At 72.2% G+C, this 26,199-nt stretch carries 18 protein-coding genes and 1 riboswitch; of the genes, 13 read left to right on the plus strand and 5 right to left on the minus strand.

The genetic code is table 11. From position 1 onward, the window contains the following. Positions 1–91: 91 nt before the first annotated feature. From GCG21_RS12440 to GCG21_RS12465, 6 genes are all read left to right on the plus strand, one after another. On the plus strand, positions 92–2,119 hold the full coding sequence (locus tag GCG21_RS12440) for an acyltransferase family protein (protein ID WP_152910006.1): 2,028 nt from the start codon (positions 92–94) through the stop codon (positions 2,117–2,119). Positions 2,120–2,220: 101 nt separating this feature from the next. Continuing rightward, positions 2,221–2,481 (plus strand): hypothetical protein, encoded by a 261-nt coding sequence (locus tag GCG21_RS12445; protein WP_152910007.1) that lies wholly within the window; start codon positions 2,221–2,223, stop codon positions 2,479–2,481. Positions 2,482–2,635: 154 nt separating this feature from the next. Continuing rightward, positions 2,636–3,673: a Gfo/Idh/MocA family protein gene (locus GCG21_RS12450; protein ID WP_194165078.1), complete on the plus strand. Its 1,038-nt coding sequence runs from the start codon at positions 2,636–2,638 to the stop codon at positions 3,671–3,673. 140 nt (positions 3,674–3,813) lie between these two features. Further along, a complete protein-coding gene (gene sucC, locus GCG21_RS12455) occupies positions 3,814–4,989 on the plus strand; it encodes an ADP-forming succinate--CoA ligase subunit beta (protein ID WP_153878722.1) in 1,176 nt (391 codons plus the stop codon). Between the two features lie 29 nt (positions 4,990–5,018). After that, positions 5,019–5,909 carry a succinate--CoA ligase subunit alpha gene (sucD, locus tag GCG21_RS12460; protein WP_152910009.1) on the plus strand — a complete coding sequence of 297 codons (891 nt, stop codon included), beginning with the start codon at positions 5,019–5,021 and terminating at the stop codon, positions 5,907–5,909. Positions 5,910–5,984: 75 nt separating this feature from the next. Then, positions 5,985–7,241: a DUF6350 family protein gene (locus GCG21_RS12465; RefSeq protein ID WP_152910010.1), complete on the plus strand. Its 1,257-nt coding sequence runs from the start codon at positions 5,985–5,987 to the stop codon at positions 7,239–7,241. Positions 7,242–7,312: 71 nt separating this feature from the next. On the opposite strand, the gene GCG21_RS12470 is transcribed toward GCG21_RS12465, so the two are convergent. Beyond that, positions 7,313–7,885 (minus strand): hypothetical protein, encoded by a 573-nt coding sequence (locus tag GCG21_RS12470; RefSeq protein WP_152910011.1) that lies wholly within the window; start codon positions 7,883–7,885, stop codon positions 7,313–7,315. Positions 7,886–8,025: 140 nt separating this feature from the next. Between GCG21_RS12470 and purN the strand changes: the two genes are divergently transcribed. Then, a complete protein-coding gene (gene purN, locus GCG21_RS12475; RefSeq protein WP_370517502.1) occupies positions 8,026–8,634 on the plus strand; it encodes a phosphoribosylglycinamide formyltransferase in 609 nt (202 codons plus the stop codon). Positions 8,635–8,722: 88 nt separating this feature from the next. Here purN and GCG21_RS12480 read toward each other — a convergent pair whose 3' ends face one another. Beyond that, a complete protein-coding gene (locus tag GCG21_RS12480; RefSeq protein ID WP_152910013.1) occupies positions 8,723–12,082 on the minus strand; it encodes an exo-alpha-sialidase in 3,360 nt (1,119 codons plus the stop codon). A gap of 140 nt (positions 12,083–12,222) precedes the next feature. Between GCG21_RS12480 and GCG21_RS12485 the strand changes: the two genes are divergently transcribed. Together GCG21_RS12485 and purH are read left to right on the plus strand one after the other, a co-directional pair. Continuing rightward, positions 12,223–13,359, plus strand: coding sequence for an aromatic acid exporter family protein (locus GCG21_RS12485; RefSeq protein ID WP_152910014.1), 1,137 nt, complete (start codon positions 12,223–12,225; stop codon positions 13,357–13,359). 29 nt (positions 13,360–13,388) lie between these two features. After that, positions 13,389–13,480, plus strand: a riboswitch (ZMP/ZTP riboswitch). A 41-nt stretch (positions 13,481–13,521) separates the two neighbouring features. Beyond that, positions 13,522–15,090 carry a bifunctional phosphoribosylaminoimidazolecarboxamide formyltransferase/IMP cyclohydrolase gene (gene purH, locus GCG21_RS12490; protein WP_370517503.1) on the plus strand — a complete coding sequence of 523 codons (1,569 nt, stop codon included), beginning with the start codon at positions 13,522–13,524 and terminating at the stop codon, positions 15,088–15,090. Positions 15,091–15,156: 66 nt separating this feature from the next. Here purH and GCG21_RS17325 read toward each other — a convergent pair whose 3' ends face one another. Beyond that, complete coding sequence (locus GCG21_RS17325; protein ID WP_152910016.1) at positions 15,157–16,425, minus strand: FAD-dependent oxidoreductase; 1,269 nt, start codon at positions 16,423–16,425, stop codon at positions 15,157–15,159. 9 nt (positions 16,426–16,434) lie between these two features. Continuing rightward, complete coding sequence (locus GCG21_RS12500) at positions 16,435–17,145, minus strand: hypothetical protein (protein ID WP_152910017.1); 711 nt, start codon at positions 17,143–17,145, stop codon at positions 16,435–16,437. A gap of 285 nt (positions 17,146–17,430) precedes the next feature. Here GCG21_RS12500 and GCG21_RS12505 point away from each other — a divergent pair, with 285 nt between their 5' ends. After that, entirely contained in the window at positions 17,431–17,706 is a 276-nt protein-coding gene (locus GCG21_RS12505) for a DUF3017 domain-containing protein (RefSeq protein WP_152910018.1), read from the plus strand. 75 nt (positions 17,707–17,781) lie between these two features. On the opposite strand, the gene GCG21_RS12510 is transcribed toward GCG21_RS12505, so the two are convergent. After that, a complete protein-coding gene (locus GCG21_RS12510; protein ID WP_370517504.1) occupies positions 17,782–20,013 on the minus strand; it encodes an NADP-dependent isocitrate dehydrogenase in 2,232 nt (743 codons plus the stop codon). Between the two features lie 154 nt (positions 20,014–20,167). Here GCG21_RS12510 and GCG21_RS12515 point away from each other — a divergent pair, with 154 nt between their 5' ends. The 3 genes from GCG21_RS12515 to GCG21_RS17330 all read left to right on the plus strand — a co-directional run bounded on the left by GCG21_RS12515 (position 20,168) and on the right by GCG21_RS17330 (position 25,869). Continuing rightward, the gene (locus GCG21_RS12515) at positions 20,168–21,151 is read left to right on the plus strand and encodes a malate dehydrogenase (protein ID WP_152910019.1); all 984 of its coding nucleotides are present in this window, start codon (positions 20,168–20,170) and stop codon (positions 21,149–21,151) included. 227 nt (positions 21,152–21,378) lie between these two features. After that, positions 21,379–24,411, plus strand: coding sequence for a glycoside hydrolase domain-containing protein (locus tag GCG21_RS12520; protein ID WP_194165079.1), 3,033 nt, complete (start codon positions 21,379–21,381; stop codon positions 24,409–24,411). A 588-nt stretch (positions 24,412–24,999) separates the two neighbouring features. Further along, on the plus strand, positions 25,000–25,869 hold the full coding sequence (locus tag GCG21_RS17330; protein ID WP_194165080.1) for a DUF559 domain-containing protein: 870 nt from the start codon (positions 25,000–25,002) through the stop codon (positions 25,867–25,869). The last annotated feature ends 330 nt before the right edge of the window (positions 25,870–26,199 follow it).

Here is a 26,199-nt window from a genome sequence, read left to right on the forward strand (position 1 = left end):
CTCGTGGCGCGTAGGTGATGTCGGTGCCGCGGCCTAGCCTTGAGTTCAAGACCGCGGCCCGAGCCCGCGGGGATCGTGAGCGGAGGTCGCCGTGGCAGCACCAGCCGTCACCCGTGATCGGTCACGGGCAACCCGGCCCGAGGGACGTGGCTCGACCGGCCCGACCGGCTCGACCGGCCCGACCGGCTCGACCGGTACAGCCCGCCGCGGCCGAATGGCCGGCACGCCACCCACGCCCTGGCGCATCCACGGGCTCGACGGGCTGCGCGCGATCGCGATCATCGCCGTGCTGGTCTTCCACGTGCGCCCGGCGAGCCTGCGGGGCGGCTTCATCGGCGTCGACGTCTTCTTCGTCATCTCCGGCTACCTCATCACCACCCTGCTCCTGCGCGAACTCGCCAAGAACGGGCGCATCGACCTGCCCGCCTTCTGGGTGCGGCGCGCCCGCCGGCTCCTGCCCGCGCTCGTCACGGTCGTGGTCGCCTCGACCGTGCTCGCCCTGGTCGCCGGCGGTGACCTGCTCGTGGACATCGGCCGTCACATCATCGGCGCCGTCACGTTCTCGAACAACTGGCTCGAGATCGGCGCCGGCTCCTCCTATTTCGAGGCGGCCACCCCGAACCTCTTCGTCAACTTCTGGTCGCTCGCGGTGGAGGAGCAGTTCTACCTCGTCTGGCCCGTGATCACCGTGGTCCTGCTCGCGGCCGTGAGCAGCACCCGGCTGCGCATCGGCCTGCTGGCCGCCGGAGCCCTCGCCAGCGCGCTCGCCATGGCGCTCCTGCTCGACCCGGACGCCCCCACCCGCGTCTACTACGGCACCGACACCCACGCGTTCGGCCTGCTCATCGGCGCGGGGCTCGCCCTCGCCCTCGCGCCCGACGGCCCCCGGTTCTTCCGCGGCCGCGCATGGCAGCGGTGGCGGTTCGCCGGCGCGGGTGCCGGCGCGATCGCGCTCGTCGTGCTCATGATGCGTGTGGACGGCGCAGCCCCCTTCGCCTATCGCGGCGGCCTGGTCCTCGCCTCCCTCGCGACGGCCGCGATCATCGCGGCCCTTCCCGGCGGGCCGAGCCCGCTCACGCGGATCCTCGAGGCCGGACCGCTCGCGTGGATCGGCCGGCGCTCCTACGGGATCTACATGTGGCACTGGCCGGTGCTGCTCATCGTGACCGCGGTCCTCCCGGCGGCCACGGCGGACTCGGGCGCCTGGTGGGCCGGGAAGATGCTCGCGGTCGGCCTGACGATCGCCCTGGCCGCCGCGTCGTTCACGTGGATCGAGAACCCGGTGCGCCGCCTGGGGTTCATCGAGACCCTCCGCCGGGCCCGCGCCTGGTTCGGAGCCCGCCGCCCGCGCGGCAAGGTCGTGACGGCCGCGGCGGGTGCCGCGGTGCTCGCGGCCTTCGTCGTGGCCTGGGCCACCGCCCCGACCCAGAACAGCCTCGAACGTGCGATGGCGGAGGCCGCCGAGTACGTCGGCGGGGCCGCTCAGACCGATGCCGCCGCCACACCCGACGGTTCCGAGCGGGTGACCGGGGAGATCACCGGGTCGGACATCAGCTCCTTCGGCGACTCGATGCTCTACGTTGCCGCCCCCGCGCTCGCGGCCGAGCTGCCCGGGATCGACATCGACGCCGAGTCGAACCGGCAGTGGCCCGCCGTCGCGGAGGCGATCGACGACGCGCTGGCCGCGGGCACGGTGCGTGACGTCGTGATCATCGCCGCCGGCACGAATGCGGGCGCCCGCGACGTCGCCCTCATCGATGCGACGCTCGACGCCCTCGGCCCCGACCGGTCCGTCGTGCTCGTGAACATCTATGGTTCGAGCTTCTGGGTGGAGGAGTCGAACGACAACCTCGCGGCCGTCGCCGCCGCGCGGGAGAACGTCGCGGTGGCCGACTGGCACCAGGCGGCCACCGAGCACCCCGATCGGCTCCAGCCAGATCGGACCCACCCGGACATGGAGGGCATGTACCTGTATTCCGCGGTGGTGCAGGACGCGTTCGGCGAGCTCGGGCTGGACGTGGCGCCCGAGGACACCTCGGCCGGGCCGGCCACAGATCCGTCCGATGAGCCGGCCACCGAACCCTCCACCGAGCCGGCACCGGATGCCACGGGCGGCTGAGGCCGTCCCGCCCCGTCGACCTCGACGAAACCTCGCGTTCGTGCGCCGGGCGAGCCCGCGCCCGCTAGGGTTCGGGCTACCTCCAACGAAAGGCGGCCGCTATGAATAACCTTCCCGACTGGGGCTTCGCCGGCGCCGGCGTCATGCTGCTCATCGGCATCGTGATCTACCTGACGATCTTCGCTCTGGTGATCTGGATCTTCTACCTGATCATCCGCGCCGCGGTGACCAACGGGATCATGCGGGCCCGGGAGCGCGGAGCGTTCAACCCGCCCCCGGGGCAGGGCGGGTACCAGCCGGGCCCCAGTCCCATGCGTCCCGGCGGCGATCCGCGCCAGATGCCGCCCGGGCCCTACCAGTAGGAACGGCACGCGGGCGACGTCGGCTCGAGCGTCCCCGGCCCCCGGCAGCTCGCGGGCTGTCTGCCCACCTGCCCACGGTAGCGTGAGCCCGAGCACCGCAGGGATGGCGTGCCGCGGTCACTCACGGCCGGTTCAACGACGAAGGAGAGCGTGCGTGCGGAGTCGATCGGGACGGCCACGGGTGGGGCTCATCGGTACCGGCGGGATCTCCGCCGCCCATATCGCCGGCTGGCAGGTGCTCGGATCCGATCTCACCCTCTACTCCCGCTCCGGGGCGCGCGCCGCCGCCGAGCGGGTCGGAGCCCGGGCGGCAGCGACCGTCGGCGAGCTCATCGAGGGCAGCGACATCGTCGGGATCCTCACGCCGCCGGCCACCCACCGCGAGTACGCCCTCGCCGCGCTCGCCGCCGGGAGGCACGTCGTGTGCGAGAAGCCACTCGGGCGCACGGTGGCCGAGGCGATCGACATCGCGGCCGCCGCGGCCACGTCCGCGGGCGTGCTGTTCCCCGCCCACGTCGTGCGGTACTTCCCGGCCTATGCCGAGGCCCGTGCCCGCGTGGCCGCGGGTGAGATCGGCGAGGTCCTCGCCACCCGATTCCTGCGCGCCGGCACGGCCCCGCCCGCCGGCGCCTGGTTCTACGACGAGGCCGCCAGCGGCGGGATCATCATGGATCAGCTCGTGCACGACCTCGACCAGGCCCGCTGGTTCGCCGGCGAGGTGACCGAGGTGTACGCCCGCCGCACGACGGGCACGACGGGCACCGCGAGCGGGTCCGGCGAGCCGCCCGCGCCCGTGCACACCGCGGCCGTGACCCTGACCCACGCGAGCGGCGCGACGAGCCAGGTGACCGGCTACTGGGGGCCGCCCGGCCTGGAGTTCACCACCGGATTCGACCTGCACGGCACGACCGCCGCCCTGCGACACTCCACCCTCGACGCCCGCAGCCTCACCCTCGATCCGACCGGCACCGGGGAGGCCGCCTACATCCCCGCCGGGGACCCGGCCGACAGCCCCTTCACGGCCCAGCTGCGCGATCTGCTCGCCGCGATCGACGGAGCGCCCGCTCGGGTCGAGCCGTTCGACGGGGTCGTCTCGGTGGCGATCGCGCAGGCCGCCCTCGAATCGGTGCATACGCGCGGGCCGGTCGCCGTGGACGAACGGGAGCTGCGCAGCGCCGTCCATACGCGGTGAGTGCGCCGACGCGTGACCCGCCTCACGCCACCCCCGAGGGGATCTCGTGGGCGGCCGGGCTCGCGCGGCGTTAGTCTGGGGAGGGCCTCGTTGCCGAGGCACGACGTTCATCTGTCGACATTTTCGAGGAGCGAGGCTCAGTGGACCTGTTCGAATACCAGGCGCGTGACGTCTTCGAGAAGCACGGCGTGCCCGTGCTGCGGGGCATCGTCGCAACGACGCCCGAGGAGGCGAAGTCGGCGGCGGCCGAGCTGCTCCCACCCGACGGCGGTGTCGTCGTGGTCAAGGCCCAGGTCAAGACCGGTGGCCGGGGCAAGGCCGGCGGCGTCAAGATCGCGAAGTCCGCGGACGAGGCGGCCGAGCGCGCCGGCGAGATCCTCGGAATGGACATCAAGGGCCACACGGTCCACCGCGTCATGATCGCCGAGGGCGCCGACATCGCCGAGGAGTACTACTTCTCCGTGTTGCTCGACCGGGCCGAGCGCCGCTACCTGGCGATGTGCTCCGTCGAGGGCGGCATGGAGATCGAGCAGCTCGCGGTCGAGCGGCCCGAGGCGCTCGCGAAGGTGGCGATCGACCCGAACGTGGGCATCGACGCCGCCAAGGCCGACGAGATCGTGGCCGCCGCCGGCTTCGACGCCGAGACGGCGCCGAAGGTCGCCGCGGCGATCGTCAAGCTGTGGGGGGTCTACGCGGCCGAGGACGCCACGCTCGTCGAGGTGAACCCCCTCGTCAAGACGGGCGCGGGCGAGATCATCGCCCTCGACGGCAAGGTGACCCTCGACGACAACGCCGAGTTCCGCCAGCCCGAGCACGCCGGCCTGGAGGATTCCGCCGCGGCCGACCCGCTCGAGGCGAAGGCCGCCGAGGCAGGCCTCAACTACGTCAAGCTCGACGGCGCCGTCGGCGTCATCGGCAACGGCGCGGGCCTGGTCATGAGCACCCTCGACGTCGTGGCCTACGCCGGCGAGAAGCACGGCGGCGTCAAGCCCGCCAACTTCCTCGACATCGGCGGCGGCGCGTCCGCCTCCGTCATGGCCGCGGGCCTCGACGTCATCCTCGGCGACCCGCAGGTCAAGAGCGTCTTCGTCAACGTCTTCGGCGGGATCACCGCGTGCGACCAGGTCGCCTCGGGCATCGTGCAGGCCCTCGAGATCCTCGGCGACGCGGCCACCAAGCCGCTCGTCGTGCGCCTCGACGGCAACTCCGTCGACGCCGGCCGGGCGATCCTCGCCGACGCGAACCACCCGCTCGTCACCCTCGTCGACACCATGGACGGCGCCGCCGACAAGGCCGCCGAGCTGGCGAACGCCTGAGTCGCCCGAAGCTAGGAGAACTCAAGACAATGGCAATCTTCCTCAACGACTCCTCGCGCGTCGTCGTCCAGGGCATGACCGGCTCCGAGGGCATGAAGCACACGACCCGGATGCTCGCCTACGGCACGCAGATCGTCGGCGGGGTGAACCCGCGCAAGGCGGGCACGTCCGTCGACTTCGACATCAAGGGCGAGACCCGGGCCGTGCCGGTGTACGGCACGGTGGCCGAGGCCATGGCCGCCACCGGCGCGAACGTCTCGGTCGTGTTCGTGCCGCCGAAGTTCACCCGGTCCGCGGTGGTCGAGGCGATCGAGGCGGGCATGCCGCTCACGGTCATCATCACCGAGGGCGTACCCGTCAAGGACTCCGCGGAGTTCTACAACCTCGCGGCCGAGGCCGGGGTGCGGCTCGTCGGCCCGAACTGCCCGGGCCTCATCAGCCCCGGCCAGTCGAACGTCGGGATCATCCCCGGCGACATCGCCGGTGCGGGCCGAATCGGCCTCGTGTCCAAGTCCGGCACGCTCACCTACCAGCTCATGTACGAGCTGCGCGACTTCGGCTTCTCCTCCGCGATCGGCATCGGCGGCGACCCGGTCATCGGCACCACCCACATCGACGCCCTCGCCGGCTTCGAGGAGGACCCCGACACCGAGGTCATCGTCATGATCGGCGAGATCGGCGGCGACGCCGAGGAGCGGGCGGCCGAGTACATCAAGGCCCACGTGACCAAGCCCGTCGTCGGCTACGTCGCCGGATTCACCGCCCCCGAGGGCAAGACCATGGGCCACGCCGGGGCCATCGTCTCCGGATCCTCCGGCACCGCCCAGGCGAAGAAGGAGGCCCTCGAGGCCGCCGGCGTCAAGGTGGGCAAGACCCCCTCCGAGACCGCCCTGCTCGTGCGGGAGATCCTCGAGGGCTGACCCCGCCCGCGCGATTGCACGACACACCGCCCCGCCGCACCTGCGGCGGGGCGGACGTCGTTCACGATAGAGACGATGACTGACACCTCGACGCGCCGCGTCGTCGACCACGACCCGGCCGGTCCCGACTCCCGGTTGCGTGCCCTGGTGCCGCAGCTCTGGCTCCGGGGCGTCCTCGGCGGCGCGGAGGCCGCGCTCGGCTCGTGGCTCGCGATCGTCGTTCCCGCGGTGGCCACCTACGTCGCCACCGCGGCATCGCCCGAACTCGGCTCGGCGAGTTGGATCGAGGCGGCCCGGGCCGGGACCGGCCTGTGGCTGCTCGGCCACGGCGCCACGATCACCTTGGCCGCCGGCGCGGTGAGCATCGTGCCCGTGGGCGTCACCCTGCTGGCCGTGCTCCTCACCTCGGCGTCGCTGCGCCGCGCCCGCCTCGACTCATGGGGGGCGGTCGGCTTCGCCGTGGTCACCTACGCCGTGCTCACGGCGCTGCTCGCCCAGCTCGCCTCCCTCGACGGCGTATGGACGGCGCTCCTCGGCGGGGTGGGCGTGCCCGCCGCCGGCGCGGTGCTGGGCATGCGGGGACGCTACCCGCGCCTCGCGTGGCTCGCGCGGCTGTGGGGCGGGGTCGGGGTCGTGCCCCGGCTCGCGCTGCGCGGCGGAGTGCTGGCCGCGCTCGCGCTGACCGCCGTCGCCACGATCGCCACCCTCGCGAGCGTCGTCGCCGGACTCGACCTCATCACGGCGCTGCACGAGAGCCTGCGCACCGACCCGATCTCGACCGCAGTGACGGTGCTGGTCGACCTGCTGCTCCTGCCCACGCTCATCGTGTGGGCGACCGCGTTCCTCCTCGGGCCCGGGTTCGCCGCCGGCGCCGACACGCTCTTCGCGCCGGGCGAGGTGGTCTCCGGCCCGCTGCCGGCGCTGCCGATCCTCGGGGCGCTGCCCGATCCCGACTCGATGGTGGCGACGCTGCCGATCCTCGGGCTCGCCGGTCTCCTCGTCGGCCTCCTGGGCGGGCTCTGGTTGCACCGGCGCACACGGGAGTTGCCCCTGTGGCAGGTGTGGCTCGTGGCCGCGCTGGCCGCCCTCGTGGCGGCGACGCTGCTCGCGGCGGTGCAGGGGCTGTCGGCCGGTGCCGCCGGACCGGGGCGGATGTCGCACTGGGGAGCCTCCGCGGTCGCGGTGGGGCTGGCCGCGTGGTGGCAGCTCGGCGCCGGGATCGCCGTCCTGGGCACGGTGCTGCACCCTGCGACCGCGGCCGGAGTGCGGGCGGCGGCGGGCTGGCTGCGGATGTGGTGGCGGCAGGTGCGGGGCACCCCCGTCGCCGACTAGTCCGGCGACGGGCTCGGCGACCGCGAAAGGCGCGCGTGCGTCGTCCCTACGCTCGAATCAGGCGAGCGTGATCAGCTCCCCGGGGTGAGGGAGTCGAGCCGCTCCTGCAGGGCCGTGTTGTATTCGTTCACGCATTCGGTCCTGGCCGTGTTGGTGATCGCGAGCTGCAGGCACTCCTGCTTGGCCACCTCGATCGGCCACAGCACCACGCGTGAGGTGCCCGCGAGCGTGAGCAGCAGCGCCAGCACGATGCCCATGATCGCCATCGGAGTGAGGAGGTTGCGGGTCGAGATCTTCCGGCTGCGGATGATCGCGCGGACCCCGAGCCAGATCGTGGCCACGCCGAGCACCGGGGTCGCCGCGCCGACCGGCAGCGGGAGCTGGGAGGCGAGGAAGGTTCCCAGCATCGCGGCGCCGAACCAGGCGAGCGAGCGACCCAGCTCCTTGAGCTGTTCCTTGTCGGGCAGCTCGGGCATTCCCTGCCGCGGGCCGTTCGGCTCGCCCGGCCGCTGGGACTCGGCGGGCCGGCGTGGTTCGGGCGCCCGCGGCGGCGGGGTCGGCGCGCCGTGCTTCGGGGCCGCGTAGGGGTTCCGGGCGGGCTCGTTGCGCTCGTCCTCGGACGAGTCGTCGCTGCTCGCGCTCACGTCTCACCGTGCTTTCGTCGGCTCGTCGGGGCATCGCCGGTTCCGACGATCGGCCGGTTCCGGCCGGTTCCAGTCTCGCAGACCCCCGGCGGGGGGAAGAAATCGTGCGCCGGGGGAGGATGCCGGTAGGCTCACCTGCCGTGAGTGCACGCGTCGTGGTCCTGGTCTCCGGTGGCGGATCGAACCTGGAGGCGCTCATCGACGCGGCCCGGGTGGAGGGGTACGGCGCCCGGATCGTCGCAGTCGGCGCCGACCGGGACTGCGGCGGGCTCGAGCTCGCGGCCGCCGCCGGGATCCCCACCTTCGTCACGCGCGTCGGTGATGCGGCCGACCGGGCGGAGTGGGACCGCTCGCTCACGGCAAGGGTCGCCGCGTTCAACCCCGACCTGGTCATCAGCGCCGGCTTCCTCAAGCTCGTGGGGGCCGAGTTCCTCGCGGAGTTCGGCGGCCGGTTCCTCAACACGCACAACACCCTGCTGCCCGCGTTCCCCGGCATCCACGGCCCGCGGGACGCGCTCGAGTACGGCGTCAAGCTCACCGGGGCGACCCTCTTCATCGTCGACGCAGGCATCGACACCGGCGTGATCGTCGCCCAGGTCGCCGTCCCGGTGGCCGACGACGACACCGTCGAGACCCTGACCGAGCGGATCAAGGTCGCCGAGCGTGCCCAGCTCGTGGACCACCTCGGCCGGCTGTGCCGCGACGGCTGGCGCATCGAGGGGCGCCGGGTCGTGCTCGGCGCCGGCTGAGGCCCGACAAGCCGAACGACCCGATACGCCGAACGAGCGGCCCCCGCGGGGTGCCGCTCGTTCGGTGTGGGGCCGGGCGATCCGCCGATCAGGCGGATCGGCGGCGACTTCGGAGCACGAACACCGCGCCCGCGACCGCGAGGGCCGCCGACAGCAGCGCGATCGTGCCGACCGCCGTGCCGGTGTCGGGCAGCTCCCCGCCCGGGGTCTGAGGCGGCGCCTGGTCCGCGCCGGCCGCGGCCCCGGCGGATCCCGTCGGGTCGGCCGGAACGGTCGGGTCGGTCGGCACGGTCGGGTCGGCCGGGCCCGCCGATCCCGACCCTGCGTCGGTGCCGCTGCCGGCGCCGTCACTGTCGCCGGTATCGGGATTGCCACCGTCGCTGTCGCTCCCGCCGGTATCCGAGCCGTCGCCGTCATCGCTGTCGCCGCCGTCGGTGCCGTCACTCTCGTCCACGTCGACCGTGATCGTGGCCGCCACCTCGAGGGGGGTGGCGGGGTCGGTCTGGGTGAGGCCGTCGGGGAGGGCGAAGACGGCGATGGCGGCATGATCGCCCGCCCGGTGGCCGTCATAGTCCGCGATGGTCCAGGTGAGGTCGACGGTGTGGGTGCCGCCGTCGCTGTCGGTGACGGTCGTGGTCGCGGGCAGGGCGGCGAGGGCGTCGGCCTCGGAGGTGCCGTAGGCGACAGTGACGCCCTCGACCCCGGAGATCGTGGCGATCGTCGGCGACGCCGCCGGTTCGGGCAGGTCGATCCGCGGCGCGGGCACGTCGAGCACGAAGAACGGATCGGCCCCGGACGCGTTCGGGCCCACGGCGAACCGTGCGGGCGGCGCGATGAAGCCCGCGGAGACGTCGTCGGCGGTCACCGTGTACACCGCGGTGGAACAGATCGGGTCGGCTCCGGGAGCCAGGGCGCCGTAGCGGCAGTTCGGGGTCTCGGTGATGTGGAAGCCGCTGAAGTCACCCTCGATCGGCACGAGCGCGACCGTCGCGTTCGTCGTGTTCGAGTACTGGAATCGATATGTGAGCTGCGTGCCCGCCACGATCTCCGCGGGCGCGGGAGGGTTCCAGGCGCCGAGATTGGTCGCGTGAATGCCCAGGTTGACCCGGGGGCCCGCGATGACCAATTCCTGGATCGGATCCGTGGCCGGGTTCTGGGCGATGTTCTCGTCGTCCACGGCCCAGGTCTGGCCCAGATCGACGTACCCGCGGTCCAGATCCGCCTGCGTGACGACGTACTCGGCCGTGCAGTCGTAGCCGAAGCCCGGTTCCATGCCGACGTAGCGACAACCCGGGTACAGTCCCCGCCACTCGCCGGCACGCGGGACGGCGTCGAGGGTCTCGTCGGAGGTGTTCTCGACGTGGGCCGCGACCGGGATCCGGTCGCCGACCGCGTACGAGTCGGCCGGCTCGCCGGCGAGGGTGAGCGAGATGTCCAGGAGCGGCTCCCGACCGACCCGGCGGGCCTCGAATTCGGCCACCGAGATCCACTTGTCGGCGGTGTCGCCGTAGGTGCTCACGGCCTCGACCCGCACGTAGCGAGTCGATTCATCGCCGAAGTACACGCGCCTCGGGTCCGAATTCGCGGGCCACGTGCCCGTGCTGTGCTCGGTGAGGGAGTCGGCGTCCGTTCCGCTGAGGATGCGGTACCGGCCGATCGTGCCGTTGAGGCCGTCGGCGCGGGGCACCAGGGTGATGTAGGCGAGATCCTGGGCATCGCCCAGGTCGACCGTGAAGCCGCCCGGGACCTCGGTGTCGTCCGTGCCGGTGTACCACGCGGTGTGATATCGCGTTCCGGTGTCACCGTCGAACATGCTCTCCGGCCCATGGCCGGGCTGCGGCGTCGACGAGGCGGAGGCCGTGAATGCCGACTGCGGGATCGCGGTCGAGGCGATCTGTCCGTCCTGGAGCTGCACCGGCAGGGTCAGGGGCGAATCGATGCTCGTCCCGCCCGCGGTGTAGGCGGCGGTGACGTGGAGGTCGCCCGGGTCCACGAACTCCCCGATCGTGACCGGCACGGTGATCGTCGCCTGCGCGCCGGCCGCGATGGCCGGCACCGGGACGTCGGCCGCGGTCACCTCGAGCGTTCCGTCGATGCTCAGACTTCCGGCGGGCAGGTCGCCGGCCGGTCCGAGGTTGCCGATGGTCAGGTCGATGCTGTCGTCGCCGCGGTGGAGCGCGCGGTCGGCCGCGGTGATCGTGACCCCGGCGGCGTCGAGCCAGGCCCAGGTGAATCGGGCGAATTGGATGTTCTGGCCGCCCGGCTCGTACAGCAGGCCGATGGATCCGTCGGCGAGCGTCGTCAAGGTCGAGTAGGACATTCCACCCGGCTCGAACACCTTCGCGTCGGGCCAGGTCTGCCCGTCGTCGTAGGAGACCCGGATCGTGCCGTTCGAGCGGCTCGTGGCGTTCGCGTTGGAGAAGAGCAGCACCTTCGCCTCGTCGCTGCCCTGGTCCGCGTTCGGGAACGCGCGGATGATCGAGGCGTTGTTGCGCGGGTCGGGAAGGTTCGTGTCGAACACGGGATCGGTGTAGGTCTCGCCGCCGTCGGAGGAGTAGGCGATCCAGCGGCCGCCGCTCCGGCCGGAGGAACGGGAGTTGAGCATGACTCGGCCGTCGGAGAGCTCGACCACCTTGTTCTCGTCGAGGTTCGGGCCCACCGGGGCGCCGGCGTGCCACGTGGCCCCGTGGTCGTCGGAGTAGAGCGAGACCGCGTACATGCCGCCGCCCCTGCTCAGGTCCCGGACCGTGTACTGCTGGATCAGCCGGCCGGCGTACTCGCCGTATCGCAGCTGAATGCCCTCACCGGAGGCGGCGAACCGGCCGTTGAACACCTCGCCCGCGCCTCCCGGGTCGAGCGCTCCGGTCACCTCGACCGGCTCGGACCAGGTCTGGCCGCCGTCGCGGGAGGAGATGTAGACGGCGTCCATCACCTGGCGCTCGTTCGCCGGCGGGTTCGAGCCGCCCTGGTGCCAGCCCCAGTCATGGGACATGACGAAGAACGTGAAGATCTCCCCGGTCTCCCGGTCGACCACGAAGGACGGATCGGAGAACCCGAGCTTGTCGGGGTCGCCGTGGCCCTGGGCGATCGTCCGCTGCGCGGACCAGGTCTCGCCGTGGTCGTCGGAGGTGCGCAGCACGATCGAGTTCGGATTGGGGGCGTCGCCGCAGCCGCCCGGTCGCCCGTCCCAGGCGGCCAGGACGGTGCCGTCGCCCGCCGTCGTCAGGGCGGGGATCCGGTAGCACGTGAAGCCCTCGCTGCCTCCCGTGGCCAGGCGCTGGTCCGCGTAGCTAGCCGGGAGGGTCGTGTCGACGTCCCACGGGCCGCCCGCGGGGGCGCCGGGGTCGCCGGGGTCGGCGAACGCCGCGGGGGCGAGACCGATGAGGCTCAGCGCGAATGCGGCGCCGGCCGCGGCAGCTCGTCGGGAGCGCCGGAAAAACACAGCCATTGTGACTCCAGGTGGATCGACGGTGAACCCCTCAGATGCTACATAGTATGTCTGACCTTGTGAACTGATGTTCAAGTTGTGAGAGTGGCCGTCGGAAGCGGCATGCCAGGTCGGGTCGGACGCGGCCCTAGCATGACGGGATGACCATCTCGGGGGAGCCGGAGGAGCGACTCGACCGGCGACGCCTGCTCGTGCTCGCGCGTCAACACGCGCGCCAGGGCCGACGGCGGGTCCGGTCCGCAGCCCTGCCCGTGCTCGTCGCGGCCGTCGCGGCGGGCGTCGCCTGGGCGGTCGCCCACTACGGCCTCGGTCACGAGCAGCCGTTCTTCGCGCCGATCGCCGCGTGGGTGTGCCTCGGCTTCAGCCCGAGTCGGCAGATCCGCAAGGTCGCCGAATTGGCGATCGGGGTGACCCTCGGCGTCGCCCTCGGCGAGCTCATCGCCGCCGGGCTCGGAACCGGGCCCGTGCAGATCGCCGTGGTCATCGTCGTCGCCGCGCTCCTGGCCCGGTTCGTCGACCGCGGCGCGATGCTCACCGTGCAGGCAGGCGTGCAGGGGATCGTCATCGTCGCCCTGCCCGTCATCAGCGCCACGGGCGGGGCCGCCGGACGGTGGCTCGACGCCCTCATCGGGGGCGGCTTCGCCCTCCTCGTGGCCGCGCTGACCCCCGGGGACGCCCAGCGGCGTGCCCGTCAGCTCGCCCGTGCGAGCACGAGCGACCTGGCCCAGCTGCTGCGCCTGCTCGCCCGTGGCGTGGCCACCGGTGACGAGCAGCCGATCCGGGACGCGCTCATCGCGGGGCGCGCCACGCAGGGCGTGCTCGACGAATGGTCCGAGGTTGTGCGCAACGCCCGCCAGTCCGTACGGATCTCCCCGGCCTCGCGGCACTATCAGCCCGAACTCGCCGACCTGCAGCACGCGAACCTCTTCGCCGACCGCGCGATGAGGAACGCCCGCGTGATCGCCCGCCGCGGCGTGACCGCGATGAGCGCCGGCGGCGACGAGCGGATCTCAGCCTGGCTCACCCGGATCGCCGAGGGAACCGAGGAGCTCGGCCGGGCCCTCGGATCGGGAACGAGCACCCTGCCGGCCCGCGAGACGCTCGCCGGGGTCGCCGGCCGGCTCGCGCCCCAGCGCTTCGACGAGGCGGGCTGGCGGCTCCAGACCCTCGTGATCATCATGCGCTCGCTCACCGTCGACCTCCTCCAGGCGACCGGCCTCAGCTCCCAGAGCGCCACCGCGCTCCTCGCCCGCGACGAGCCCCCGCCGGCCGACTGACCGGGGCCCCGCCGGGGAGTTGTTACGATGGGACCGGCCGCGACTGGCGTTGAGGTGGAGCACCACCTGGGAGCGGCCACGACCTGACCTCCGATGCGAGCCGATCGCCTGGGCCGCGGTGGACCACCGAACCGGTGCCACACCTATCCCTGGAGTCTCGTCGTGTCCGACCGCCTACCCATCCGCCGCGCCCTAGTCTCCGTCTACGACAAGACCGGCCTGGCCGCACTCGCGGCCGGCCTGCACGAGGCCGGCGTCGAGATCGTCTCCACCGGGTCGACCGCCCAGGCCATCGCCGCGGCCGGTGTGCCCGTCACCGGTGTCGAGGACGTGACCGGCTTCCCCGAATGCCTCGACGGCCGGGTCAAGACCCTCCACCCGAAGATCCACGCCGGCATCCTCGCCGACCGGCGCCTGCCCGAGCACGTGCGCCGGCTCGACGAACTCGGGATCGCCCCGTTCGACCTCGTGGTGGTCAACCTCTACCCCTTCGCCGACACGGTCGACTCCGGCGCCGGCATCGAGGACTGCATCGAGAAGATCGACATCGGCGGCCCGTCCATGGTGCGTGCAGCGGCGAAGAACCACGCGAGCGTGGCGGTCGTCGTGGACCCGACCCGGTACGAGGCGGTGCTCGCGGCGGTGACCGCCGGCGGCTTCGACTCGCGCGACCGGGCGGGCCTCGCCGTCGACGCGTTCCGCCACACCGCCACCTACGACGTGGCCGTGGCCACGTGGCTCGGCACGGTCGTGGCCCCGGACGACGAGGGCACCGGCTTCCCGGGCTGGAAGGGCGCGACCTGGGAGCGCTCGCGCGTGCTGCGCTACGGCGAGAACCCGCACCAGGGCGCGGCCCTGTACACGGATGCCTGCGGCGGGGGACTGGCCGGTGCGACCCAGCTACACGGCAAGGAGATGAGCTACAACAACTACGTCGATGCCGACGCCGCCTGGCGCGCCGCGCACGACCACGGCGACACCCCGACCGTCGCCGTCATCAAGCACGCCAACCCGTGCGGGGTCGCCGTGGGGGAGACGATCGCCCAGGCGCACGCGCGGGCGCACGCGACCGATCCGGTCTCCGCGTTCGGTGGCGTGATCGCCGCGAACGCCGTCGTGACCGAGGAGATGGCCGATCAGGTCGCCGGCGTGTTCACCGAGGTCGTGCTCGCGCCCGGCTATGAGCCGGCGGCGCTCGAGATCCTCTCCCGCAAGAAGAACATCCGCATCCTCACGGTCGCCGGCGGCGCCGGCAGTGCCGCGGCGGCCGTGGCCGAGCGTGAGATCGCGGGCGGGCTGCTGAGCCAGCAGATCGACCGGATCGACGCCGCGGGGGACGACCCCGCGAACTGGACCCTCGCCACCGGCGCGGCCGCAGACGAGGCCACCCTCGCCGACCTCGCGTTCGCCTGGCGGGCCGTGCGGTCGGTCAAGTCGAACGCGATCCTGCTCGCCGCCGGCGGCGCCGCGGTCGGCGTGGGGATGGGGCAGGTGAACCGCGTCGACTCGTGCCGGCTCGCGGTCGAGCGGGCGGGGGAGCGGGCGAGTGGCTCCGTGGCCGCCTCCGACGCGTTCTTCCCCTTCGCCGACGGCGCGCAGGTGCTCATGGACGCCGGGGTGCGGGCGATCGTCCAACCCGGCGGCTCCGTACGCGATCAGGAGGTCGTCGACGCGGCCACGGCCGCCGGGGTGACCATGTACCTGACCGGCACGCGTCACTTCGCGCACTGACCCCGGGCGTCGCGCGCCGACGCCGGCAGCGGCCCCGAGCCCGCCGACCGGGGTGGATCGGGGCCGCTACGTCAGGGCCTTGCGGAGCTGGACGGCCAGGTCGGTGGCCAGGTCCAGGTCGATTCCCGGGTAGTCCTCGCCGGCGCGCTGGAACGCCTTGCGCACCGCCGAGGTGTCCCGGGGGGAGTCGGCCACGATCGCGCCCACGAGCCGGTCCCCGCGGAGCTGCAGCAGCGTCCAGCCGGCGCCCGGATCCCCGCGCAGCACCTCGGTGCCGCCCGGCCCCGCGAGGTCCCCGATCCGCTCGAGGTGGTGGCCGAACTGGTCCGAGAACACCTCCGGGGCCAGCAGGTTCGGCGCGGGCTCCGCGCGCTCCGGGCCGAGGATCCCCGCGGCCACACCGGCCGGATCGCGCAGCGCCGAGAACCAGTGGCCGCCGGCGAGCGGGCCGTGCCGGGGGTGGTCGCGGAGCGCGACGTCGCCCACCGCCCAGACCCGCGGCGCATCCGCGCCGGTGGCCTCGACCGTTGCGTCGCGCGGGGACACCCGGCCGTCGACGGTGACCGGCACGAAACCGCGCTCGGTCACCGGAATCCCGGAGCCGGCGAGCCAGTCGGTATTCGGGCGCACCCCGGTCGCGGCGAGCACCGCATCGGCCTCGATGTCGCCGTCCCCGGTGCGCACGATCGCGCGCAGGCCGGCGCCCGTGCCGCCCGCCGGGTCGACTGCGTGCACGGGGGTGTCGGTGCGTAGGTCCACCCCAGCGGCCTCGTGCCAGGCCCGGGTGTAGTCCCCGGCGCGGACGCCGATGTGGTCGGCCAGCGGCGCCGGCCCGGCCTCGAACACCGTGACCTCGTGGCCCGCAGCGCCCGCCTGCCCGGCGACCTCGGATCCGATCCAGCCGGCGCCGATGATCGCGAGGCGCGCCGGGGAGGCGAGTGCCGCGCGCAGCAGCGCCGCGTCCTCGAGCGTGTGCAGCGTGAGCGGCTCGGGCCAGCGGCGAACCGGCGCCGACCCCATGGCCAGCACGACCGCGCTCGCCTCGAGGCGAGCGCCGTCGTCCATGATCACGACCGACTCGGCCCCCGGCTCGAGGCGGGCGGCGCGGCCGGTGATCACCCGATCGGCCACGTCGGCCAAGGCGGTGCCCAGGTCGTCGGCGAGCCAGAGCGGCTCGGCGCGGGTGAGCAGCTCGGAGGACAGGGGCGGGCGATCGTACGGCGGATGCGGTTCGTCGCCGATCACGACCACCTCGCCGTCGTATCCGCGCTCCCGTAGTTCCGTTGCGGTGCGCAGTCCCGCGAGGCCGGCGCCGACGATCACAATCCGATTCACTCCTCCAACCTAGTCCGGCTCGATCCAGTTGGTGAGCGTCACGAGCCCGGTCGGCAGCCGTGCGAGCGCCGCGGAGATCGGCTCGGGCGGGGCGTGAACAGTGCGCAGGAGCAGGCCCACATCGCCGTGAGCGGTGATTCCCCTGCCGCTCGCGACGACGTCCGGCTCGGGGATGAGGTCGAGCAGCGCGCGCGCCTCGGCCTCCTCGTCCCCGCTCCAGCGCGCGGGAGTGAGGACGACGGCGCTCGCCCCGAGCGGGTCGACCCGCTCGAGCTCCTCCCGCACGTCGCCCCCGGTCACCACCACGACCAGCACCCGTACCCCGCGGGCGAGGCTGATGCGCGTGCGGTCGCGGATCCGGCCCGCGGCGAGCAACTCGTCGAGGGCGGCGGTCAGTCGCGGTGACGTGGGATCGGCGCCCGGTGACACGAGGCCGGGGTCGATCCGGCGGCGCAGCCCGCGCAGGACGTTCGCCGGGTGCGGATCGGCCAGTTCGGCGGGATCGCAGGGACGGACCGCCGTGGCCACGAGGCCGTCCGGTGTGAGGCGGGCCGACACCTCCACCGGCAGCTCCGCGGCCGAGGCCGGCAGGTCGCCGGCGAGCCGGATGCTGCGGTTGCCGACGAACGGCTCGTGTAACGGGCGCGTGCCGGAACCGGGCGCGAGGCGCCCCCGGGCGCGAACCCGGAGCCCGAGGACTCCGCGATGCGCATCGGTCATGAACCGCACGCGGGAATGGTCGACGTATCCGCGGCCGGCGCTGCGGGGAGGATGGCCCGGAGATCTCGACCGGCGAGTGGGATGCGCCACGTGGCGCCGATGCGCAAGAGCGCCGTGACCAGGGCCGCGGGCACATGCCGACCCAGCTGAGGCGTCCTACTCGAGTGCCACATCGTCCGTCTCCCTTCCCAGGTCGCCCATCGTGGCACTCCTCGTTCTGTGGCGACCGGTGTGTGCGCGCCATGCTGGACCAGGGCGTCGACACCGGCGGTATCCTGGCCCGTGATGAGCAGCGACCCCGTCACCCTCGCGCGCGGCCGGACGGCCGTCCTGTGGCTCGCGGTCGCGGGCGTGGTCGTGATGATCGCCGCCTCGTTCACGCTCGGGGCGCGGACCGGCATCTCGATCCTCGGCGCGGAGCTGCTCGTGCTCGCCGCGGTGCGGGCGTGTACGTCGTGGGCGGACCGGATCGCCTCCCGGTCGCGCTCGTTCGACGTCGTGCTGCTCGCCGGGATCGGCGTCGCGATCCTCGTGCTCGGGCTCACCGCCGACAACGTCTGAGGCGCGTTCGGCCCCGAATGGTGGATACGGCCCCTGGAGAGGCCGAATGAGGGGCCGCATCCACCGGTCGGCGGTCTATTTCGTGAGCGCCTCGATGATGCCGTTGAGAGTGGCCGAGGGGCGCATGACGGCGGCGACCTTCTCCTCGTCCGGCAGGTAGTAGCCGCCGATGTCGGCCGGCTTGCCCTGCACGGCGAGCAGTTCGGAGGTGATCGTCTCCTCGTTCTCGGTCAGCGCGCGGGCGACCGGGGCGAACAGCTCGGCCAGTTCGGCGTCGCCCGTCTGGGCGGCGAGCTCCTTGGCCCAGTACTGGGCAAGGTAGAAGTGGCTGCCCCGGTTGTCGGTCGTGCCGAGCCTGCGCCCGGGCGAGCGGTTCTCCTCGAGGAACGTGCCGGTGGCCGCATCGAGGGTGTCGGCCAGCACCTGGGCGCGGGCGTTGCCCGTCGTCTTCGCCAGGTGCTCGAAGGAGACCGCCAGCGCCAGGAACTCCCCGAGGGAGTCCCAGCGCAGGTAGTCCTCGGCCACGAGCTGGGCGACGTGCTTCGGCGCGGAGCCGCCCGCGCCGGTCTCGAAGAGCCCGCCGCCGGCGATGAGCGGCACGATCGAGAGCATCTTGGCGCTCGTGCCGAGCTCGAGGATCGGGAACAGGTCGGTCAGGTAGTCGCGCAGTACGTTCCCGGTGACCGAGATCGTGTCGAGCCCCGCCCGGATCCGCTCGACCGAGAGCCGCGTGGCCTCGATCGGGGAGAGGATGCGGATGTCGAGCCCGGCGGTGTCGTGGGTGGGCAGGTAGGCGTTCACCTTGGCGATGAGGTTGGCGTCGTGCGCCCGGTTCTCGTCGAGCCAGAACACGATCGGGTCGCCCGTGGCGCGGCCGCGGTCGACCGCGAGCTTGACCCAGTCGCGCACCGGGATGTCCTTGGTCTGGCAGGCGCGCCAGATGTCGCCGGCGTTCACGTCGTGCTGCATGAGCACCGTGCCCGCCGAGTCGAGCACCGCGACGACCCCGGCGGCCGGGATCTCGAAGGTCTTGTCGTGGCTGCCGTACTCCTCGGCCTTGGCGGCCATGAGCCCGACGTTCGGGACCGTGCCCATCGTGGCCGGGTCGTAGGCGCCGTGGGTGCGGCAGTCCTCGATCACGGCCTGGTAGACCCCCGCGTAGGAGGAGTCGGGGATCACCGCGAGGGTGTCGGCCTGGCCGCCGTCGGGGCCCCACATCTTCCCGGAGGTGCGGATCATCGCCGGCATCGAGGCGTCGATGATGATGTCCGAGGGCACGTGCAGGTTCGTGATGCCCCGGTCCGAGTCGACCATCGCCAGGTCGGGGCCGTCGGCCAGTGACTGTTCGAACGCCGCCCGGATCTCGGTCGCCTTCGCCTGGTCGTCCAGGGCGTCGAGACCGGCGAAGATCGCGGCGAGCCCGTCGTTCGGGCTCAGGCCCGCGGCCGCGAGGTCGTCGCCATGGGCGGCGAACACGCCCGAGAAGTAGGCGCGCACGGCGTGGCCGAAGATGATCGGGTCGGAGACCTTCATCATCGTGGCCTTGAGGTGCACGGACAGCAGGACCCCGGCCTCGGCGGCGCGTTGCACCTGGGCGGCGAGGAAGGATTCGAGAGCTGCGGCGTCCATGCGCGTGGCGTCGACGATCTCGCCGGCGAGCACCGGGATCGCCTCCTTGAGCACGGTCACGGTGCCATCGGCGCCGCGCAGCTCGACGCGCAGGGTGTCGTCGGCGGCGAGGACGACCGACTGCTCGCTCGAGGCGAAGTCGTCGGTGCCCATCGTGGCCACGTTCGTGCGCGAGTCCGGGCTCCAGGCGCCCATCGAGTGCGGGTGATTGCGGGCGTAGTTCTTGACCGAGGCGGGCGCGCGGCGGTCGGAGTTGCCCTCGCGCAGCACCGGGTTGACGGCCGATCCCATGACCTTGCCGTAGCGGGCGCGCACGTCGCGCTCGGCGTCGGTGGCGGGGGAGTCGGGGAAGTTCGGGAGGTCGTAACCGGCCCGCTGCAGCTCGGCGACCGCGGCCTTGAGCTGGGGCACCGACGCCGAGATGTTCGGCAGCTTGATGATGTTGGCGCCCGGGTGCTTGGCGAGCTCGCCCAGCTCGGCGAGGGCGTCGCCCACCTGCTGCTCGGGCGTGAGGCGCTCCGGGAAGTGGGCGAGGATGCGCCCCGCGAGCGAGATGTCGCGCGTGGCCACCTCGACACCCGCGCTGCCCGCGAAGGCCCGGATGATCGGCAGGAACGAGGAGGTCGCCAGCGCCGGGGCCTCATCGGTGTGGGTGTAGATGATCGTCGACTCTGTCACGAAGACTCCTGGTGGTCGGCTATAGGATTGCTTGACATCAAGATATCTCACGCGGGACTACCGGGTCCGGCCGTGTGATGCAATCGTGGGTGACCGCACCTCCCGGGCGACCGCCGTCACTCCCGGCCCATGCACTCGTCGATAGGAGCTCGACATGACCACCCCCGTCAATGTCACCGTCACCGGCGCCGCCGGCCAGATCGGCTACGCGCTGCTGTTCCGGATCGCCTCCGGTCAGCTGCTCGGCCCGGACACCCCGGTCCGGCTGCGGCTGCTGGAGATCCCGCCGGCCGTCAAGGCCGCCGAGGGCACCGCGATGGAGCTCGACGACTGCGCCTTCCCGCTGCTCGCCGGCATCGACATCGTGGACAACCCCTCCGACGGCTTCGCGGGCACGAACGTGGCGCTGCTCGTGGGCGCCCGTCCGCGCGGAGCCGGCATGGAGCGTGCCGACCTGCTCGAGGCGAACGGCGGCATCTTCGCCCCGCAGGGCAAGGCGATCAACGACGGTGCTGCCGAGGATATTCGGGTGCTCGTCGTGGGCAACCCGGCGAACACGAACGCCCTCATCGCCGCCTCGCACGCCCCCGACGTGCCCGCGGACCGCTTCACCGCGATGACCCGACTCGACCACAACCGCGCCCTCTCCCAGCTCGCGGCGAAGACCGGTGCCGGCGTGGCCGACATCAAGAACCTGACGATCTGGGGCAACCACTCCGCGAGTCAGTACCCGGACGTCTTCCACGCCACGGTCGGCGGGCGTCCTGCTGCGGACCTGGTCGCCGAGTCCTGGCTCGCCGAGGAGTTCATCCCCACGGTGGCGAAGCGCGGGGCGGCGATCATCGCGGCCCGGGGCGCCTCCTCGGCCGCCTCGGCCGCGAACGCCGCGATCGACCACGTGCGCGACTGGGTGCTCGGCACCCCGGCGGACTCCTGGACCTCGGCCGCGGTGGTCTCCGACGGCTCCTACGGCGTGCCCGAGGGGCTCATCTCCTCCTTCCCGGTGCGTTCCGCCGGCGGCGCCTGGGAGATCGTCCAGGGCCTCGAGGTGGGCGACTTCTCCCGCGCCCGGATCGACGCCTCCGTGGCTGAGCTCGGCCAGGAGCGGGACGCGGTGCGCGGGCTCGGGCTCATCTGAGTCGAGCCGGTTGCGGGCCTCGCCCGCAGGCGTATGGACGGCGGGGCTCACCTTCGGGTGGGTCCCGCCGTTCGCGTGTGGTCGTCGCGGTGCCGGTGCTCGGGTAGCATCGTCTGACATCGATGTCAGGTGTCGATGTGGAACAGACCTGATCAAAGGAGCTTCCGAGTATGTCGATTCGTAGTACTAGTCGACCCATCGGCCGCAGGCGGCCGACATCCGGGTCGGTGTGGCGCGGGCGGGTCCTGGGCACGGGCGCGACGCTCGCGCTCGTGGCGACCGCCGCCGTCTCCCCCGCGACGGCCGAACCGGGCGCCGACTGGGAGGCCGGGGAACCGCTCGACCTCACCCAGTACGTCGACCCGCACATCGGCACCGCGGTCTCCTCGACCAGCGGCTACGCCGGCAACGTGAGCCCCGGGGCCAAGGTCCCGTTCGGGATGGTCACCTTCGGCCCGGACATGTCCCGGAGCAACTACAACGGGTCGGGCGGCTACATCCTGCCGGCAAGCGCCACCTCCGGGCGGATCAACTTCTTCAGCCTCACCCACATCAACGGCCCGGGCTGCCCGGGCCAGGGAATCGTCGGCATGCTGCCGCGCACCGACGCCACCTCGGTCACGAACGCCGCCGGCGCTCCGCAGCAGGCTGCCGAGTTCCAGACTGCGAACGAGTCCGCGGCGCCGGGCGCCTACTCCGTCACGCTCGACAGCGGCGTGGAGGTCGAGCTCGGGGCCACGACCCGCACCGGGGTCGCCACCTTCACCTACCCGGACGCCGACTCCGCGTACTTCTCGCTCGACACCCGCCTCAACGCCAACTCGAACGCGGGCAACGACGCCGGAAAAATCTCGCCCGAGAACGTCTCGCTCGAGGTGTCCGAGGACGGAACGGTGCTCACCGGCAAGACGGTCGCCCCGGCCTTCTGCACCCCGTGGGGCACCCCGTACAACTCGAACGTCTACTTCTACGCCGAGCTCGACCGCACGCTCGAGGCTCAGGACGACACCGACGACACGGAGGGCGCGGAGTCCACGGTCAACACCGTGGTCGACGGCTCGACCGTGCTCCAGTACGACGTTCCGGCCGACGACCCCACGCTCACGCTGCGCGTGGGCATCTCCTCGGTCTCCATCGCCAACGCCGAGGAGAACCTCGCGGCCGAGGCGCCCACCGCCACCCTCGATCAGGTGCGTGCGCAGGCCGACGACCTGTGGAACGAGCGCCTCAACACCGTGCAGGTCGACCGCGCCGCCGATCCGGACGCGCTGACCGAAGAGCAGCGGGATGAGCTCGTGAAGTTCTACACCTCGCTGTACCGGGCCCTCGGCTCGCCGACGGTCTACTCCGATGTGAACGGCGAGTTCCGCAGCATGGAGGCCCCCGAGCTGCTGAGCGGCGAGCCCGACCGCGGAGGCTACGTGCAGGAGCGCGAGACCGTGAACGTCTCCGACTACGACTACACCAAGGCGAACGGCGAGACCGGCGGCTACGACACCCATTACTCGAGCCTGTCGTTCTGGGACACCTACCGCACCCAGGCCCAGCTGCTCGCGCTCCTGGCGCCGGACGTGGCGAGCGACGTGGCGCAGTCCACGATCGTCGACGGCCTGCAGTGCGGCGCGCTGCCGCACTGGGTGGACGCGAGCGACGACTCGACGCCCATGTCCGGCGACAACGCGCTCCCGGTGATCGCCGCCACGTACGCGTTCGGCGCACGCGACTTCGACCTGGCCGCCGCGGCCCGGTTCATCAGCCAGTCCTCGTTCGATGAGACGAGCGCCTGCAACGGCAACGCGAGCTTCGCGGGGATGGCCGACTACCTCGAGACCGGCTACTACCCCGAGGGCGACTGGACGAGCGCGAACATCGAGCGCTACAACAGCGACTACGCGGCCGCCGAGTTCCTCGCGGCGGTGCGTGACGTCGTCGCCGACGACGTCACGATCACGGACGACCAGGTCGACGCGCTCTACGACCGCGCCGGCTGGTGGACGACCATCCTCGACCCCGAGACGGACACGCTGCGCTCGCGCGTGGCACCGACTGAGCCCGGCGTCCCGGGCGAATTCGGCACGGGAACCTTCCACGAGTCCACGGAGCCGAACTACTTCTGGTCCTTCGCGCACGCCTGGGACGGCCTGATCGAGGGCATCGGCGGGAACGAGGCGGCGATCGACCGACTCGACGCGCTGTTCTCCATGGACGACGAGCTGACCGCGACCCCGACGCTGGCCGAGCTCAACGGCGGTCAGGACGCCGACACGTTCTACATGGGCAACGAGCCGAGCTACCAGGCGCCCTGGGCCTACAACTGGGCCGGAAAGCCGGCGGGCACGCAGTACGTGATCAGCCAGCTGCGGACCACCGCGTTCGGCACCGACCGGGACGGCATGCCCGGCAACGACGACCTCGGGGTGCAGTCGGCCTGGTACGTGTTCGCCTCGCTCGGCCTCTTCCCGGTCGTTCCCTCCGAGGCCGGGCTGGCGATCTCGTCGCCGATGTTCCCTGCCGCCACGGTGTGGCTCGACGGGAAGCCGGTGCGGATCACGACCGATTCCGATCCGGCCGCCGCCCCCTTCATCGAGACGATGACCGTGGACGGCAACGCCTACGGCCGCAGCTGGATGAAGGCCGAGACCCTCGCGAACGCGAGTGAGATCTCGTTCGGGCTGAGCTCGACGCCCACGACCTGGGCCGCCGATGTCCACCCGAGCGATGCGGCCGCCACGACCACGGGCCTCGAGCTGTCCGCGACCACGATCAAGGCCGGCGCATCGGCCACGGCGACCGTCACGGTCGACTCCGCCGATCTGACCGTTCCGCAGGGGACCGTCGAGCTCCGCGTCGACGGCACGGTCGTTGCGGAGGCCCCGATCGGGGCCGAGACCGGCACGATCGAGATCCCCTTGACGGTGCCCGCGGAGACGCCGGCGTCGACGGTCTCGGTGACGGCGGCATTCGTGCCGTCCGACCCGACGTTCCTCGAGCCGTCCGCCTCCGAGCCGGTCGCACTCGAGGTCACACCGGCACCGGAGCCCACACCGGAGCCGACGGACGCTCCGACGGATGAGCCGACGGACACCCCGACGGACACCCCGACGGACACCCCGACGGACACCCCGACGGACACCCCGACGGGTGACCAGGATGGCCTCGACGAGCTGCCCGACACCGGTATCACGGTGACGGCGTGGATCGTCGCGGCCCTCCTGCTCGCCGCGGGCGGCCTCGTGCTCCGGCGTCGCCAGTCGGCCTGATCGCCGGCCCGACGAACCCCGGCCCCACCGGGCGTGCTCACAAGGCGCACCCGGTGGGGCTTCGCCGTTCTCACCGCCGCTGCGGGGAACATCTCCGGCGCCGTGCCCCGGCGATGTTCCCCGTAGTCGTGGTGCCGCGGCCCGGGTGCCTGTGCGGGGAAGGTCCCTGGTGCCGTGCCCCGGCGATGTTCCCCGCAGTCGTGGTGCTGTGGCGCGGGTGCCTGTGCGGGGAAGATCCCTGGTGCCGTGCCCCGGCAATGTTCCCCGTAGTCGTGGTGCCGCGGCCCGGCACTGGCGGGGTACCGGGCGGCTGCTGCAACTCCTCTGTGCCCAGACTGCACCGTGATGCATCGCTGTCCACAGCTCCGCCCTCATCACGTGCGCGGTCATCGCCTCGCGTTGCCTCCTGGTGTCATGACCACACCCAGGAATCTCAAGACCGCCCCGTTCGAGGATGCCTTGAACGCCGCGAGCCCTCACGGTGAACCGCCCCCCTCGTCGCCTCCGGCTCGAGCCCGCCGCCGGCAGAGCGAGGCGGATGCGGCGGGCCTGTTTCGCACCCAGCACGGACTCATCGCCCGTGGGCAGGTGCTCGCCACCGGCCTCACCGACGAACACATCCGGCACCGGCTGGCGCTCGGGCTCTGGGTGCGCGTGTATTCGGGTGTCTACTGCCTCGCCGGCACCCGTCGGACCCGGCTATGTCGATGTGTCGCGGCGCTCCTGTATTGCGGACCGAACGCGTATCTGAGTCACGACACGGCGGCCTACGAACTCGGCCTCATCTATCGCCCGTACTCTGCGACCATCCATGTCACGCTGCCGCATTCCACGCGCGTCCGCGCACAGACGGGATTGAAGATCCATCGCACCCGGCTCCCGGCCGAGCCGCGCCGCACATCGACGGGGCTGGTCGTGGCCGATCCGGTCCGCACTCTCGTCGACCTGGCCGCGACGTTGAGTAGCCGTGACCTGCAGGCAGTCCTGCACGATGGCATCTTCAAGAAGATCGTCACACTGAATGCCTTGTACGACGGCCTCTCCGAGCCCAGACACGTGCCCGGATTCAGCGCGCTGAGGCGCGAGATCGAGGTCTTCGATCGGGAATCCGATTCGGGTCGGGAGGCGGAGGCCGGACGGCTCTTTCGTCGCGCCGGGATGTCCTTCATCAGGCGATATGAGGTGTGGGGCGACGAGGGCGGGCACGCAATCCTCGATTTCGCGCACGTGCCGCTGAAGCTGGATGTCGAGATCGACGGGGCCGCCTATCACGCGGACCCGGCAGCGCAGGCGCGTGATCGCGAACGCGACCGAATGCTCATTCGGCTCGGCTGGCAGGTGCTGAGGATCCCCGCCACCGACGTGCGCACCCGGCCCGACGACGTTGTGGAACTCGTTCGGGCGGCGCTCGCGCAGCGCGCCGGAATCCACGGCATCGACGATCGAGCGGCCGGCTGATGGTCGACACAGGATCGCGGGGAAAGTAGCTGTGCCTGCGCAACGACGAGCTTCCCCAGCTTCACGACGCCGGGCCGATGCGGCCGCACCTGGGGAAAGAAGCTGTGCCACCGCAACGGCGAGTCTCCCCGCGAGGTGGGCAGGGCGAGGTGGGGAAAGAAGCTGTGCCACCGCAACGTGTCTTGTATCGGGACATGGGTGACAGTTCTGCATCAGGACATCGGTGACGTTTGATGTATCAGGACGTCGGTGACGGTTCATCGTTGATGGTGGTGGTGCGGGGGTGGAGGAGGGAGTGGTTGTTGCTGACGTAGGTGATGCCCTTGGGCG

Origin of the sequence: Pseudactinotalea sp. HY160 (assembly GCF_009372055.1) — a bacterium.
GTDB lineage: Bacteria > Actinomycetota > Actinomycetes > Actinomycetales > Beutenbergiaceae > HY158.